This window comes from Streptomyces sp. OfavH-34-F (assembly GCF_022347745.1).
In the GTDB taxonomy this organism is placed as follows: Bacteria; Actinomycetota; Actinomycetes; order Streptomycetales; family Streptomycetaceae; genus Streptomyces.
The window spans coordinates 15795-29812 of record NZ_JAKRGC010000009.1 but is presented as its reverse complement, the minus strand read 5'-3'; the positions used below and the strand labels follow the sequence as shown (position 1 = coordinate 29812).

Below are 14018 nucleotides of genomic sequence, written 5' to 3'. Positions count from 1 at the left end.
CCCTGCCACAACGCATCCGGATGGTACCCATCCTGACGTCCGATCAGCCCGGAACCGCATCCGACAGCCCGTATTCGGCCAACCGACCCTGGCGCCTACCGCCCTGTGGCGGGGCTCAGCGCCCCCACGGCAGCCCCCGCAGCACGACCCACCCCGCGAGCAGCGTCGCCCCCGACCAGAGCAGCGTCCTCGCGACCACGCCGAGCCCCGAGATCCGGGAAGCGGCCACCGTGCCGCCCGCCCGCCGCAGCGAGGCGGGCTCCGACCAGAGGTACGCCTGCGCCCCCGACCCCGTGAGCACGCACGCCACCAACCAGTACCCGGCATTCACAGTCCGCAGAGAACTCCGGAAGCAGGCGTCCACGAGCACGCCCAGGAACACCGCCAGCACCGCCCACTGGAGCAGGCCGGGCTCGATGAACCGCCAGTACAGCACCGGCACCAGCACGGAGAGCCCACCGAGGCCGGCCAGCGGGTCCACCGCATCGAAGGTCACGCCCTCGCCCGCCGGACCGAGTTCCGCCCGGGCCAGCGCGATGAACTCCTCCTCGACCCCGCCCCCCAGCTCCTCGAAGCGGTACGTCACCGCCTTGTCCCCCAACAGCCCCACGGACCACCGCGCCTGGACCTCCACCGGAGACACGTAGACCACATGCACGGTGTCCACCCGCCCGCCCCGCACATCGCCCCGGAACTCGTCCATCCCCACGTTCCGGGGACACACGGCGGACATCGCGCTCAGACACCCCAGGCAGAAGACCGCCAGGGCAACCACCCGCACGACCCGGTGCGGCCAACCGGCCGCTGCGCGTATCACGCTCTCACCGGGCCGCGCAGGGCTTGGAGCAGTCGCGCCAGCGCCGCTCGGGTGCGGGCCAGATCCTCCGGGCCCGAGGACGAGGACGCGAGCCAGAGGGCCGCCTCGTTCATCGCGCCGGACAACAGGTGGACCAGGGGCGCGACGGGCTGCGGGGCGATGATCCCCGCGTCGATCAAGGAGGACAGCGCGTCGGCGAGATGGCGCGCCGAGGCGGCCTCGTCCATCGCCCGCCACTCGCTCCACCCCAGCACCGCGGGCCCGTCCACCAGCATGACGCGCTGGATCTCCGGGTCCGTGGTCGCGGTCAGGAACTCCTGGCAGCCGGCGGTGAACTGGTCCCACGGGTCGTCATGGGCGTCGGCCGCCCCGGCCACCCGCCGGCCGACCTCCTGCTGCACCTCTTCCACGACCGCGCGGAACAGGTCCGCCTTGCCCGTGAAGTGGTGATACAGCGCCCCCTTGGTCACCCCGGCCGCCCCCACGATCTCCGCCAGGCCCACTGCCCCGTACCCGCCGGCCGAGAACAGGCGCCGCCCCTCCCGCAGCAACGCCTGCCTGGTCTGCTCCCGCTGCTGCGCCCGGATGCCGTCCTGTCGCATCGCACTCCTCATTGACATACCGAAGGTATGTGAATAGCGTCTTTCACATACTGATGGTATGCGAAAGGGTCCTGCCATGAAGCTGACCGGCTTCTATCCCGTGATCGGCACCGCGAAGCTGCGCGAGTCCCACGCCTTCTACACCCGCCTCCTCGGGTTCGAGACGACCTTCGAGGCCGACTGGTACGTCAGCCTCCGCCGCCCCGAAGCCCCCGGCTACGAACTCGCCCTCCTCGACCACACCCACCCCACGGTCCCCGCCGGCCACCGCGTCCCCGCGCAGGGCCTGCTCCTCAACTTCGAGGTGGAGGACGTGGACGCCGAATGGGACCGCCTCGTCACCGCCGAGGGCCTGCCCCCCGTCCTCGAACTGCGCAGCGAGGACTTCGGCCAGCGCCACTTCATCGTGTCCGACCCCAACGGCGTCCTGATCGACGTCATCACCCCGATCACCCCCACGGAGGAGTACCGCGACCAGTACGTCACCGGCTGACGGCCCCGGCGGTCACGCCGGGCGCAGGACCGCGAAGACGCCCCGGACCCCCTCGTCGTCCGGCGTACGCCACGGGCCCGAGACGTGGCCCGCCGCGCCCTCCGGGAGGGAGCCGGGGCGCAGGACGCGGTTGACGTGGAGGACGGGACCGTCCGTGAGGGCGAGGTCCGTGCCGTCGGGGCCGTCCGCGGCCCGGCCGGTGGCGGAGCCCAACGGACTGACCGTGCACGCGCGTTCGATGCTCGGGTCCGGGGTGTCGCTGACGCTCTGGGCCTGAGGCTCGGCGCGGCCGTCGAGCAGGGCGAGGAGCTGCGCCGTCAGGACCGGGTCGTGGAACCCGTCGTACACCCACCGCTTCCCCAGCACCCCGTGCTCGGTCGTCCCGACGAGCGCGTCCTGCGCCCCGTCGAGCGCGGCGCCCCGGTAGGTGAGCGGCACGAAGTACGCGGTCGGCTCCTCGCCCGAGGTGTCGGTGACCACCATGAACTCCATGCCCACCTCCCCCTGCGGATCGTCCAGCCGGAACCCGCCGGACCGGTCCAGCTCCGGACGCGGGGAACCCACGTACCAGGGGCGGGTCGGCAGCCACTCGGCAAGCAGTTCGAGCTTGGTCGGAGCCAGGGTGGTGCGATGGATGACAGACATACCGGAAGCTCTCCCACGAGTCGTACGAACGACGGATTCCTGTCCGGGCAGGTCCGGTCGCCGAACCCGCACGCCCCGACCCTATGACGGCCGGCCGGACGGGCGACACCCGCACAGCACGACACCGGCCCCCGGGGACGAGTCCCCGGGGGCCGGTGTCTTGGTACTGCCGGAATTCCGATCCGTCAGGATCAGAAGTCCATGTCACCGCCCGGCATGCCGCCCGGAGCGGCCGCGGCGGCCTTCTCCGGCTTGTCGGCGATGACGGCCTCGGTGGTGAGGAACAGCGCGGCGATCGACGCGGCGTTCTGCAGCGCGGAGCGCGTGACCTTCGCCGGGTCGAGGATGCCCTCGGCGATCATGTCGACGTACTCGCCGGTCGCGGCGTTCAGGCCGTGGCCGACGGCCAGGTTGCGGACCTTCTCCACGACGACGCCACCCTCGAGACCACCGTTGACGGCGATCTGCTTGAGCGGGGCCTCCAGGGCGAGCTTCACGGCGTTGGCGCCGGTCGCCTCGTCACCCTCGAGCTCCAGCTTCTCGAAGACGGCCGAGGCCTGGAGCAGAGCCACGCCACCACCGGCGACGATGCCCTCCTCGACGGCGGCCTTGGCGTTGCGCACCGCGTCCTCGATGCGGTGCTTGCGCTCCTTGAGCTCGACCTCGGTGGCGGCACCGGCCTTGATGACGGCCACGCCGCCGGCCAGCTTCGCCAGACGCTCCTGGAGCTTCTCGCGGTCGTAGTCCGAGTCGGAGTTCTCGATCTCGGCACGGATCTGGTTGACGCGGCCCTGGACCTGGTCGCTGTCACCGGCGCCGTCGACGATCGTCGTCTCGTCCTTGGTGATGACGACCTTGCGGGCGCGGCCGAGCAGGTCGAGACCGGCGTTCTCCAGCTTGAGGCCGACCTCCTCGGAGATGACGGTGCCGCCCGTGAGGATGGCGATGTCGCCGAGCATGGCCTTGCGGCGGTCGCCGAAGCCCGGGGCCTTGACGGCGACGGACTTGAAGGTGCCGCGGATCTTGTTGACGACCAGGGTCGACAGGGCCTCGCCCTCGACGTCCTCGGCGATGATCAGCAGCGGCTTGCCGGACTGCATGACCTTCTCCAGCAGCGGAAGGAGGTCCTTCACGTTGCTGACCTTGGAGTTGACGATCAGGATGTACGGGTCGTCCAGGGACGACTCCATGCGCTCCATGTCGGTGGCGAAGTACGCCGAGATGTAGCCCTTGTCGAAGCGCATACCCTCGGTGAGCTCCAGCTCCAGACCGAAGGTCTGGGACTCCTCGACGGTGATGACGCCTTCCTTGCCGACCTTGTCCATGGCCTCGGCGATCAGCTCGCCGATCTGGGTGTCGGCGGCGGAGATGGAGGCGGTCGAAGCGATCTGCTCCTTGGTCTCCACGTCCTTGGCCTGCTCCAGGAGGGCGGCGGAGACGGCCTCGACGGCCTTCTCGATGCCCCGCTTGAGAGCCATCGGGTTCGCACCCGCGGCCACGTTGCGCAGACCCTCGCGGACGAGCGCCTGAGCGAGAACGGTGGCGGTGGTCGTACCGTCGCCGGCGACGTCGTCCGTCTTCTTGGCGACCTCCTTGACCAGCTCCGCACCGATCTTCTCGTACGGGTCCTCCAGCTCGATCTCCTTGGCGATGGACACACCATCGTTGGTGATCGTGGGGGCGCCCCACTTCTTCTCGAGGACGACGTTGCGACCCTTGGGGCCAAGGGTGACCTTGACGGCGTCGGCGAGCTGGTTCATGCCGCGCTCGAGACCGCGCCGGGCCTCCTCGTCGAACGCGATGATCTTGGCCATGTGAAGTGGTCCTCCCGGACAGGGGTGGATTGCTCCGGACCGAGTGGCGCCCGCGACGGACGGCCTGCGTGCCGGGCGGTTCCTTCCCCGCCCCGCGTGCGGGCCTCACCGGCCCGGTCCAAAATTCTGTCACTCTCACCTGGAGAGTGCTAAGCCCAATGATTAGCACTCGACCCCCGAGAGTGCAAGCGCCTCCGGCCGGAGTGTGGACAGCTCGCCCCCTCCAGCCCGCTCACGCCGGCCCACCCCATCCCCTCGCGCGCGCGGGCGCGCGGGCACGCGCGAAGGGTCCGTACCGTCGCGGTACGGACCCTTCACAGGTGCGTGCGTCGTGGCCGACGTGTCGTGCCGGGCTCAGCCGACGGCGAGCTTGACCATGTCCGCCTGCGGCCCCTTCTGGCCCTGCGAGATCTCGAACTCGACTCGCTGACCCTCTTCAAGGGTGCGGTAGCCGTCCATCTGGATCGCGCTGTAGTGGACGAATACATCCGCACCACCGTCGACCGCGATGAAGCCGTATCCCTTCTCCGCGTTGAACCACTTGACGGTGCCCTGAGCCATGCCTAACTCCCCTATTACGTGTGTGCGCCGGAACGCGCCGACCGCGGCTGAATGTATCTGCCCAACTGCCCTCTGCAACAGGTCAATCGGACGACAATTCTGCGCAGCACCGAACGCCCGAATATGGGGAATTGGCGAAATTGCGGGGCAAGTCGGGCCAGGCAAAGGTGACTTATGGCGCAAGAGGTTCAGGCACTTTGGCTGCTTCTGGTCGTGCGGCGGCGCATTCTCATATGCGGGGGGCACGGGCAGCGGAGGGGACTTCCCACACTCTACCCCGCTCAACCATGCAGAATTGCCCCCTCCGCTTCTCTCGCGGAGGGGGCAATTGACGTGACACTGCGCAGCCGGAGCCGGACCGGAGCCAGGGCTGGCGCCAGGGCCGGAGCCGGGGCGGCCGGCCCGGGGGTCAGCAGCCGCCGGCGACGGCGGGGATGATCGAGATGTTGGCGCCGTCCGGGGTGGCCGCTTCCAGGCCGCCCTCGAAGCGGACGTCGTCGTCGTTCACGTACACGTTGACGAACCGGCGGAGGTTGCCCTGGTCGTCCAGGACGCGGGCGCCGATGCCGGGGTGGTTCTGCTCCAGCGAGGCGATGACCTCGGAGACGGTCGCGCCCTCGGCCGGGACCTCGGCCTGGCCGCCCGTGTAGGTGCGGAGGATGGTGGGGATACGGACCTTGACGCTCATGGCGGGTGCCTTCCTGAAGTCTCGGGTGGTCAGCTGGTGGCGAGGCCGGCGGCGCGGAAGGCGTCGAGGCTCGGGCGGATGGTGGCGGTCGCCTGCGAGGTGTCGGCCACCGCGTCCAGCGTCTTGAGGCCGTCACCGGTGTTCAGGACGACGGTGGTGAGCGCCGGGTCGAGCAGACCGGCCTCGATCAGCTTCTTCGTGACGCCGACCGTCACCCCGCCCGCCGTCTCGGCGAAGATGCCCTCGGTGCGGGCCAGCAGCTTGATGGCGTCCACGACCTGCTCGTCGTTCACGTCCTCCACCGCACCGCCCGTGCGGCGGGCGATGTCCAGGACGTACGGGCCGTCGGCCGGGTTGCCGATCGCCAGGGACTTGGCGATGGTGTTCGGCTTCTGCGGGCGCACCACGTCGTGACCGGCCTTGAACGCCGTGGAGACCGGGGAGCAGCCCTCGGCCTGGGCGCCGAAGATCTTGTACGGCTTGTCCTCGACCAGCCCGAGCTTGATCAGCTCCTGGAGGCCCTTGTCGATCTTCGTGAGCTGCGAGCCGGAGGCGATCGGGATGACGATCTGGTCGGGCAGCCGCCAGCCGAGCTGCTCGCAGATCTCGTACGCCAGCGTCTTGGAGCCCTCGCCGTAGTACGGGCGCAGGTTCACGTTGACGAAGCCCCAGCCCTCGCCCAGCGGGTCGCCGATCAGCTCGGAGCAGAAGCGGTTGACGTCGTCGTAGTTGCCCTCGATGCCGACCAGCTCACCGCCGTACACCGCGGCCATGACGACCTTGCCCTGCTCCAGGTCGTGCGGGATGAACACGCAGGAGCGCAGTCCGGCCCGGGAGGCGGCGGCGCCGACCGCGCCGGCGAGGTTGCCGGTGGAGGAGCAGGAGAGCGTGGTGAAGCCGAAGGCGCGGGCGGCCTCGACGGCGATCGCGACGACGCGGTCCTTGAAGGAGTGCGTCGGGTTGCCCGAGTCGTCCTTGACGTACAGGCCACCGGTGACGCCCAGCTCGCGGGCGAGGTTGTCGGCCTTGACCAGCTTGGTGAAGCCGGGGTTGAGATTGGGCTTGTCCGCGACATCGGCGGGCACCGGCAGCAGCGGCGCGTAACGCCAGATGTTGTTCGGGCCGGCCTCGATGCGCTTCTTCAGCTCCTCGGGCGAGCCGCTCGGCAGGTCGTACGCCACTTCGAGCGGCCCGAAACAGGACGCACAGGCGAAGATGGGGCCGAGGGCGAACCTCTCACCGCATTCGCGGCACGAAAGCGCTGCGGCGGGACCGAGGTCGACGGTGGATTCGGCAGATGCTGCGACAGTCTCAACAGCCATGATGGCGAGGCCCTTTCTCCTCATCTTCCTCACGGCGCGTTTCGCCGCGAGACGGAATTGGCACCTTCCCCACCGGACCTCGCGGTCGGCAGGAGGGTTGCCGGGACTTCAACGGGCCGTTCCCTCTGTCCCTCTGGATGAGCGCTGTGGCACCGGATCACACAGGATCCGAGCGTTTGTCGGCGGATCGACCCCGGCATGCGATGGTCGTCCGCGTTGTTCAAGACTGTAACCGAAGGAGCGGACGGTTGAGATAGTCGTCCATACCGCGAGATGGATCACATACAGGGAGTACCGACCGTGCTCGAAGAGGTCGAACGCTGGCTGACCAGGCGTTCCTGGTCGGCCGCCGACCACCCGCCGGCGAGTGCGCAGGCCGCCGCGTGCGGTGCGCAGGGCACGGGCGTGAGCGTCGTCCTGCCCGCGCTGAACGAGGCGGCGACCGTCGGCGACATCGTCGCGACGATCCGGCGCGAGCTGATGGAGAAGGTCCGGCTGGTGGACGAACTGGTGGTGATCGACTCCGGTTCCACGGACGCCACCGCCGAGGTCGCGCGCCGGGCGGGCGCCCGCGTGGTCCACCGGGACGCGATCCTGCCCCGCGTGCCGGCCGTCCCCGGCAAGGGCGAGGTGCTGTGGCGCTCGCTCCTGGTCACCGGCGGCGACATCGTGTGCTTCATCGACGCCGACCTGCGGGACTTCTCGGCGGACTTCGTCTCCGGGATCGTCGCCCCGCTGCTCGCCGACCCCGAGGTGCAGTTCGTCAAGGCGATGTACGACCGCCCGCTCGGCGACGCCGACGGCCAGGGCGGCCGCGTCACCGAGCTGGTCGCCCGGCCCCTGCTGAACCTGCACTGGCCGCTGCTCGCGGGCTTCGTCCAGCCGCTGGGCGGCGAGTACGCGGTCCGCCGCTCGCTGCTGGAACGGCTGCCCTTCCCGGTCGGGTACGGGGTCGAGCTGGGCCTGCTCGTGGACGCGCTGCACACCGTGGGCCTGGACGCGCTCGCCCAGGTGGACGTCGGCCGCCGCGTCCACCGGCACCAGGACGGGCAGGCCCTGGGCCGGATGGCCGCCGCCATCTACCGCACCGCGCAGGTACGGCTCTCGCGGGGCCATCTGGTCCGCCCCTCGCTCACCCAGTTCGAGCGCGGGCCGCACGGATTCGTGCCGCACACCTACCCCGTGGACACGCAGGAGAGGCCGCCGATGCGGGAGATCGAGGAGTACATCGCCCGCCGCGCGGCGTGATCACGACCCCGCTCCGTCCGACTTCGCACGTTTGGACGGTTGAGGTTCGGGCTAGATTCCGGCCATGGTCTCCGAGCACGCCCCCCACCAGCCCGCTGCCCAGGTCCTCGTCGCGTCCAACCGCGGCCCGGTGTCGTACGCACTGCGCGAGGACGGCTCACTCGAAGCGAAACGGGGCGGAGGCGGACTCGTCTCCGGCCTCAGCGCCGTCGACGACAAGATGTGGGTCTGCGCGGCCCTCGGCAACGGCGACCGCGAGGCGGTGCGGCGCGGAGTCGGCGAACCGGGCGTCCGCATGCTGGACATCGACGCCGGGACGCACGCCGACGCGTACAACGGCATCGCCAACTCCGTGCTCTGGTTCGTCCACCACATGCTGTACCAGACGCCCGTCGAGCCCGTCTTCGACGCGGAGTTCCGCAGGCAGTGGGCCTCCTACGAGGCATACAACCGGGCCTTCGCCGAAGCGCTCGCCGAGGAGGCGGGCGAGGGCGCGGCCGTCCTGGTGCAGGACTACCACCTCTCGCTGGTCCCCGGCATGCTCCGCGAACTCCGCCCCGACCTGCGCATCGGCCACTTCTCGCACACCCCGTGGGCCCCCGTCGACTACTTCCGGCTGCTCCCCGACGACATCGCCGAACAACTGCTGCGCGGCATCCTCGGCGCCGACCGCGCCGCCTTCCTGACCCGCCGCTGGTCGGACGCCTTCATCGGCTGCTGCACGGAGATCCTGGGCGGCACCGGACGCACCCGCATCGGCGTGCACGGCCTGGGCGCCGACGCCGGATTCCTGCGCCGCCGCGCGCACGAGGCGGACGTGGACGAGCGGATGGAGTCGCTGCGCGCCCAGATCGGACCGGACCGGCGCACCATCGTCCGGGTGGACCGCACGGAGCTGTCCAAGAACATCGTCCGCGGCCTGCACGCCTACCGCGCCCTGCTCGACGAGCACCCCGAGTGGCGCGAACGCGTCGTGCACGTCGCGTTCGCCTACCCCTCGCGGCAGGACCTCGCGGTCTACCGGGAGTACACCGCGGAGGTCCAGCAGGTCGCCGACGCGATCAACAAGACGTACGGCACGGCGGACTGGACCCCGGTCGTCCTGCACGTCAAGGACGACTTCGCCCGCTCGCTCGCCGCGTACCGGCTGGCCGACGTGGCGCTGGTCAACCCGATCCGGGACGGCATGAACCTGGTCGCCAAGGAGGTCCCGGTCGTCTCCGACGAGGGCTGCGCCCTGGTCCTCTCCCGCGAGGCCGGCGCCTACGAGGAGCTGGGCGAGCACGCCTTCACGGTCAACCCGTACGACGTCACGGCCACGGCGACCGCGCTCCACGAGGCGCTGACGCTGCCGGACGACGTACGCGCGGCCCGCTCGGAGCGCCTGGCCGAGGCGGCGACGGCGCTCCCGCCGCAGCAGTGGTTCCTGGACCAGCTGGAGGCGCTGCGGCGGGACTAGGGGGCGGGTGAGCGGCGGTCGCCGGTCACTCCCACGGTGCCGGGGCGGCCTCCGGGGCGGCGTCCGGGTCGGTCGCGTGCAGCGAGAAGACCGGGTGGTCCCACAACTCCGGCGGTGAAGGCTCGCCCGGCAGCGGGCCGAGCGCGTCGCTGTGGCCCCCGGGGCCCGAGCAGAGGACGAACGGCCCGGTGCGCGGGTCCATCAGGGCCGCGAGATGCGGATCGGCGTGGTGCAGCCACCAGTTGGACAGGCCCAGGCTCACGTCCTGCCGCAGGTATTCGAAGGCGCGCCAGAGGGTGGTGATCCGGACGATGGCCTCCGGGTGCCTCCACCACTCCGGGCACCAGGCCAGGTGCTCCCCGTCCACCCGCCTCCACACCACCTGGGACAGGTACTCGTCGTAGAAGGCGTCCAGCGACGTGAAGACCAGATCGGTGTCGTCATCGGCCTCCATCGGCTTGGGCGCCCCCAGGATCGAAGCGGCCTCGCTCCGGTCGGCGGCCTCGTCCTCGTCACCCTGCTGCTGCGGCATCTACCGCTCCTTCCCGTTCGTCGTCACGCCGGTGGTCAGGCCACCGGCAGTCCGTAGCGATGGCGCACGCCACGCGCCTCGGCGGCCCGTCCGCAGGCCTCCAGCGTCTGCGCCCAGCGGGTCGCCACCGAGGTCAGTTGCGGGTCCGTCACCGGCTGGCGCGCCGCCGTCCGGGCCCGGTGCTCCACGGCCTCCGCGAACAGGGGGAGCGACCGCAGCAGGTCCGGCACGCCGCCGGGCGCCGCCACAACCTCGGCCAGCTCCAGCAGGTGCACGGCCAGCAGGAGCCGGGTGTCCGCGTCGTCCCGGGCCACCGGGCGCAGCAGGGCGACGGCCCGTTCCCGCAGCGGCACCGAGTCGCCGCCCAGCCCGGTGCGCTCCCGCACCCAGGCCATGCCGCCAAGCCCCGCCACGTACGCCAAACGCTCCTGCTCGGGTGCCGCGCGCCAGCGCCGCTCGTACCGCTCCAGCGCCTCACCGGCGACCGCCAGTGCCTCTTCGTGCCGCGCGTGCTCCAGCAGCGCCAGGGCCAGGTCGTGCAGCGCCTCGGCGGTTCTGACCTCGCTCATGGCGGCGGACCGGCCGTCGGGTCCGCTCAGGGCCGCGAGCCTCTGTTCGTGGGCGCGCAGCACATCCACCCGCTGCTCGTAGGCGGCCCGTTCCTCGTCGGGGCGGCCGGCGGCGCGGTAGAACGTGGCGGCCATCGACAGGTCGTCGGCCAGGTCGATCGCGTGGCCCACCGGGTTGGCCCCGTGGAGCAGCCGGCCGTGGCCGAGCGCCTCCTCGATCGCCTCCAGCGCCTCGTCCACCCGGCCCAGCTCGTGCAGCGTCCACGCCCGGTTGCTGAACGGCAGGCGCAGGCGCCGCGCCCGCACCAGCGCGGGGCTGCCGGCCAGCGTGGCGTAGAGCCGGATCGCCTCGTCCTGCATCCGCAGGGCCTCCTCCCCCGATTGCTCGGTGGCCAGGTTCACCAGGCACAGCGCCAGGGCGTCGTTGTACGTGTCCGGGTTGTCGGCCGCCTGCAGCCTGCGCAGGGCGACCGCCTCCTCCAGGGCTGCCCGCATGCCCTCGGGGTTGGCACCTTCGCGCCAGTAGTGCCAGGAGAGGCTGTTCAGCGTGCGGGCCAGGCTGTCCGCGTGGGCATCCGGGTTCTCCGCGGCGAGCCCGCGCTCGATGACCAGGGCCCGTTGCACGAGGGCCCGGCCCTCGTCGGCCTGCCCGACAGCCGTGCGGCAGGTGGCGAGGGTGCGCAGGGACGAGGCGTAGGGGCCCGCCGCCGAGGGATCGTGCCGGGCCAGCTCCTCGCGCAGGGCGGCCGACTCCTCCGCTGCGGCCACCGCTTCGGGTACGCGCCCCATCTCCTCGTAGGCGACGGCCAGTGAGTTCAGGGCCCTGGCCAGCAGGGCGGGGTCCGCCTCGGTGCCGTCGCGCTCCAGCCCCCGGCACAGCCGTACGGCCTCCTCGACGAGCGCGAGCGCCGCGTGCCAGTCGCCCACGTCCCACTGGTAGACGGACAGCCGGATCACCGCGCCCGCGAGCAGGCGTTGCTGGGCGGGCGCCCCGCCGGACGCCAGTTCACGCCGGACCGCCACCGACTTCTCCATGGCCGCCACGGCCGGGCGCGAGTCACCCAGCCCGGCCCGGCGCTTGGCCCACTCGGCCAGGGCCCAGGCGAGCTTGTCCTGGTCGGCCTCCCCTTCCCCGGTGTCGTCGTACTGCTCGACCAGCCGTTCGGTGAGCCGGGCCGCGAACCGGGTGAGCGCGTCGGACGCCTCCGGCAGGGCCGCTGCCGCGTCCCGCAGCACCTCGGCGGTGAACGGCTGCCGGTCCAGCAGCGTGCCCAGCCGGTCCAGGACGACGTCCCGCTGGCGGATGCGGCCGGCGTTCGCGTGCGCCACGACGGCCCTGGTGAGCACCGTCAGCGCCTGCACCTGCTGGGCGGGGGTGGCGTCCGCCATCAGCGCCGGGAGCAGCCTGGGGACCTCCTCCACCATCAGCGACGCCTGGTGCTCCGCGACCCGGTCGGGTTGCAGCGTCCCCCAGTAGCTGTCCCCGCTGCCGGGGTAGAGCCGGCCGATCGCGTCGGCCAGCTCCCACTCCCGGTCCCGGCCGATCGCCGGAATCCTGGCGACGACCGCCATCGCCTCGTCCTCGTCGGCGGCCCCGCACAGGGTCGCGGCGGCGACGACCCGGCGCATGAGCGGCATCGCCGGCGGCCGTCCGCCCCCGGCCGCCAGGGTGCGCTCCCAGTACCGCTCCTCGTGCCGCAGCAGCGTCATCTCGACGGCCTCGCCGGGGACCACGTCGAGCGGGGCGGGCCCCCGCTGGAGCAGGGCGACCAGGGCCTCCATCTGGACGTTGAGCGCGGTGGCGTAACGGCGCCCGGACATGTCGGCCGGTACGGGCGTGCTCGCGGCGAGCGCGGTCCAGTCGCAGTCCGTGTACCCCTCGATGCGCCCCAGGTGCTCCGCGAGTCCGCGCAGCGCGGCGCCGAAGGCGGCCCGGCGCGAGTCGGAGGTGACGTCCAGCGGGCCGAGTTCGGTGGCCGGGGCGTCGGCGAGGAGGTCGTGCGTGGCGGCGTCCGCGTCGTAGGGGTCGCGCTGCCAGCCGCCGGAGGAGCGGGCGACGAGCAGCACCCGGACGGGGTGCCCGGCACCGGCCGCCGCGCGGGCCGCGTCGATGAGCCGCCGAATCCAGCGGGGCCGGGTCTCCGCGTAGTCGACGACGAGGAGCAGGGCGCGCAGGCAGCCGCCGAGGGCGTCCAGAGCGGCGCCCTGCGGGTGGTCGGAGCGCGGGTCGGGGTGGCGGGGCGGCAGGTGCTCGTCGGTGAGATCGCTGCGGAGCAGTCCGGCGACCCAGCCGGGCTCCTTGCGTACGGCCGCGACGAGCCGGCGCACGATCCGGCTCTTGCCCTGCCCGCCGGGCCCGGTGAGCACCCGGACCTCCAGTCCCCGGGAGGCGGCGCCGGGCGTGCCGAGGCACCACTCCCGCAGGCTCTCCCACTCCGTGAGCCGCCCCCGGAAGGGAGTGGCCTCCACCTCGGCGCGCAGCAGCATCGCCGGGGAGCGCAGGTCGCGTTCGGGGGCGGCCGGACTCAGCAGCGGGACGAGTTCGGCGGGTTCGGCGACCGGATCGCCCCAGCCGGGCGGGGCGGCGGTGCGCAGCGCGGCGCGGAAGCCCTCGTCGGCGAGCAGTTCGCTGCTGCGGGTCGCGACGAGCCTGCTGCCGGCCGCCGCGTCGCGGTCCGCGGTGACCACGCCGAGCAGCAGGTCCCCGCTGAACACGGGGGCGCCGGACATGCCGGCCCAGACCCGGGCGGCCTCGTCCCAGGCGGGGACCGGGTCGCGGCTCAGCAGCTCCCAGCGGCGGGCGGCGGCGCCGGTGCCGGGGTGGATGTGCCCGGCGAACTGCTCCTCCGCGCGCAGGGGCGCTTCGCCGTCGCGCTTCACGCGCTGACCGCGGGGGTAGCCGTACGAGACGACGGGGTGGCGGGCGGCCCGGGTGACGAGGTCGCCCCAGCGCTGGGGCTCGGCGTCCGGGGTGCGCGGCGCCCCGGGACCGGTCACCGCGAGGAGCGCGGCGTCCACGGCGCCGCCCGCGCCGTCGTACCGGAGCCAGAGGGTCCGGGCGGGCCGGGGGCCGGGGGCACCGTCGGCGGGGAAGGTGACGGTGGACGTGAGCGGTGCGCCGTCCCCGGTGCGCAGGAGGTGGGCGGCGGTGAGGACGAGGCCGGGGGCGATCAGGTAGCCGGTACCGAAGGAGCCGGAGCCCTGTCCGCCCCCGCCCCGTACCTGCACCACGCGTTCGAACTTCACCGCCGCCCCCACCGCGTTCCGC

The 14018-nt window shown here is 72.2% G+C and carries 12 protein-coding genes and 1 riboswitch; of the genes, 3 read left to right on the top strand and 9 right to left on the bottom strand.

Going from position 1 to position 14018, the window contains the following annotated elements; all coding sequences use genetic code 11:
• Nucleotides 1–115 precede the first annotated feature (115 nt).
• The gene (locus MHW47_RS03620) at nt 116–703 is read right to left on the bottom strand and encodes a hypothetical protein (RefSeq protein ID WP_239221128.1); all 588 of its coding nucleotides are present in this window, start codon (nt 701–703) and stop codon (nt 116–118) included.
• Nucleotides 704–813: 110 nt separating this feature from the next.
• Nucleotides 814–1419 carry a TetR/AcrR family transcriptional regulator gene (locus MHW47_RS03615; RefSeq protein WP_239221127.1) on the bottom strand — a complete coding sequence of 202 codons (606 nt, stop codon included), beginning with the start codon at nt 1417–1419 and terminating at the stop codon, nt 814–816.
• A gap of 76 nt (nt 1420–1495) precedes the next feature.
• Between MHW47_RS03615 and MHW47_RS03610 the strand changes: the two genes are divergently transcribed.
• Nucleotides 1496–1912, top strand: coding sequence for a VOC family protein (locus MHW47_RS03610; protein WP_239221171.1), 417 nt, complete (start codon nt 1496–1498; stop codon nt 1910–1912).
• Between the two features lie 12 nt (nt 1913–1924).
• On the opposite strand, the gene MHW47_RS03605 is transcribed toward MHW47_RS03610, so the two are convergent.
• The 5 genes from MHW47_RS03605 to thrC form a co-directional block, all read right to left on the bottom strand.
• Nucleotides 1925–2557, bottom strand: coding sequence for a 1,4-alpha-glucan branching protein (locus MHW47_RS03605; protein ID WP_239221126.1), 633 nt, complete (start codon nt 2555–2557; stop codon nt 1925–1927).
• A 191-nt stretch (nt 2558–2748) separates the two neighbouring features.
• Nucleotides 2749–4371, bottom strand: coding sequence for a chaperonin GroEL (groL, locus tag MHW47_RS03600; RefSeq protein ID WP_111336677.1), 1623 nt, complete (start codon nt 4369–4371; stop codon nt 2749–2751).
• A 354-nt stretch (nt 4372–4725) separates the two neighbouring features.
• Nucleotides 4726–4932, bottom strand: coding sequence for a cold-shock protein (locus tag MHW47_RS03595; protein WP_003967346.1), 207 nt, complete (start codon nt 4930–4932; stop codon nt 4726–4728).
• Between the two features lie 409 nt (nt 4933–5341).
• A complete protein-coding gene (locus tag MHW47_RS03590) occupies nt 5342–5620 on the bottom strand; it encodes a ubiquitin-like small modifier protein 1 (RefSeq protein WP_239221125.1) in 279 nt (92 codons plus the stop codon).
• Nucleotides 5621–5649: 29 nt separating this feature from the next.
• The gene (gene thrC, locus MHW47_RS03585; protein WP_239221124.1) at nt 5650–6942 is read right to left on the bottom strand and encodes a threonine synthase; all 1293 of its coding nucleotides are present in this window, start codon (nt 6940–6942) and stop codon (nt 5650–5652) included.
• 17 nt (nt 6943–6959) lie between these two features.
• Nucleotides 6960–7086, bottom strand: a riboswitch (SAM riboswitch).
• A 156-nt stretch (nt 7087–7242) separates the two neighbouring features.
• On the opposite strand from thrC, the gene MHW47_RS03580 reads away from it, so the two are divergent.
• Both MHW47_RS03580 and MHW47_RS03575 read left to right on the top strand, forming a co-directional pair.
• A complete protein-coding gene (locus tag MHW47_RS03580) occupies nt 7243–8190 on the top strand; it encodes a glucosyl-3-phosphoglycerate synthase (protein WP_239221123.1) in 948 nt (315 codons plus the stop codon).
• Between the two features lie 64 nt (nt 8191–8254).
• Nucleotides 8255–9649, top strand: coding sequence for a trehalose-6-phosphate synthase (locus tag MHW47_RS03575; protein ID WP_239221122.1), 1395 nt, complete (start codon nt 8255–8257; stop codon nt 9647–9649).
• 25 nt (nt 9650–9674) lie between these two features.
• Here the strand turns inward: MHW47_RS03575 and MHW47_RS03570 are convergent, their stop codons facing one another.
• Together MHW47_RS03570 and MHW47_RS03565 are read right to left on the bottom strand one after the other, a co-directional pair.
• Nucleotides 9675–10181: a DUF4913 domain-containing protein gene (locus MHW47_RS03570; protein ID WP_239221121.1), complete on the bottom strand. Its 507-nt coding sequence runs from the start codon at nt 10179–10181 to the stop codon at nt 9675–9677.
• A 35-nt stretch (nt 10182–10216) separates the two neighbouring features.
• Entirely contained in the window at nt 10217–13996 is a 3780-nt protein-coding gene (locus MHW47_RS03565; RefSeq protein WP_239221120.1) for a tetratricopeptide repeat protein, read from the bottom strand.
• Nucleotides 13997–14018 lie beyond the last annotated feature (22 nt).

Coding starts and splice junctions, on each gene's coding strand:
- MHW47_RS03620 (WP_239221128.1), bottom strand. CDS start 703: ATGGACGAGTTCCGGGGCGATGTGCGGGGCGGGCGGGTGGACACCGTG.
- MHW47_RS03615 (WP_239221127.1), bottom strand. CDS start 1,419: ATGCGACAGGACGGCATCCGGGCGCAGCAGCGGGAGCAGACCAGGCAG.
- MHW47_RS03610 (WP_239221171.1), top strand. CDS start 1,496: ATGAAGCTGACCGGCTTCTATCCCGTGATCGGCACCGCGAAGCTGCGC.
- MHW47_RS03605 (WP_239221126.1), bottom strand. CDS start 2,557: ATGTCTGTCATCCATCGCACCACCCTGGCTCCGACCAAGCTCGAACTG.
- groL (WP_111336677.1), bottom strand. CDS start 4,371: ATGGCCAAGATCATCGCGTTCGACGAGGAGGCCCGGCGCGGTCTCGAG.
- MHW47_RS03595 (WP_003967346.1), bottom strand. CDS start 4,932: ATGGCTCAGGGCACCGTCAAGTGGTTCAACGCGGAGAAGGGATACGGC.
- MHW47_RS03590 (WP_239221125.1), bottom strand. CDS start 5,620: ATGAGCGTCAAGGTCCGTATCCCCACCATCCTCCGCACCTACACGGGC.
- thrC (WP_239221124.1), bottom strand. CDS start 6,942: ATGGCTGTTGAGACTGTCGCAGCATCTGCCGAATCCACCGTCGACCTC.
- MHW47_RS03575 (WP_239221122.1), top strand. CDS start 8,255: ATGGTCTCCGAGCACGCCCCCCACCAGCCCGCTGCCCAGGTCCTCGTC.
- MHW47_RS03570 (WP_239221121.1), bottom strand. CDS start 10,181: ATGCCGCAGCAGCAGGGTGACGAGGACGAGGCCGCCGACCGGAGCGAG.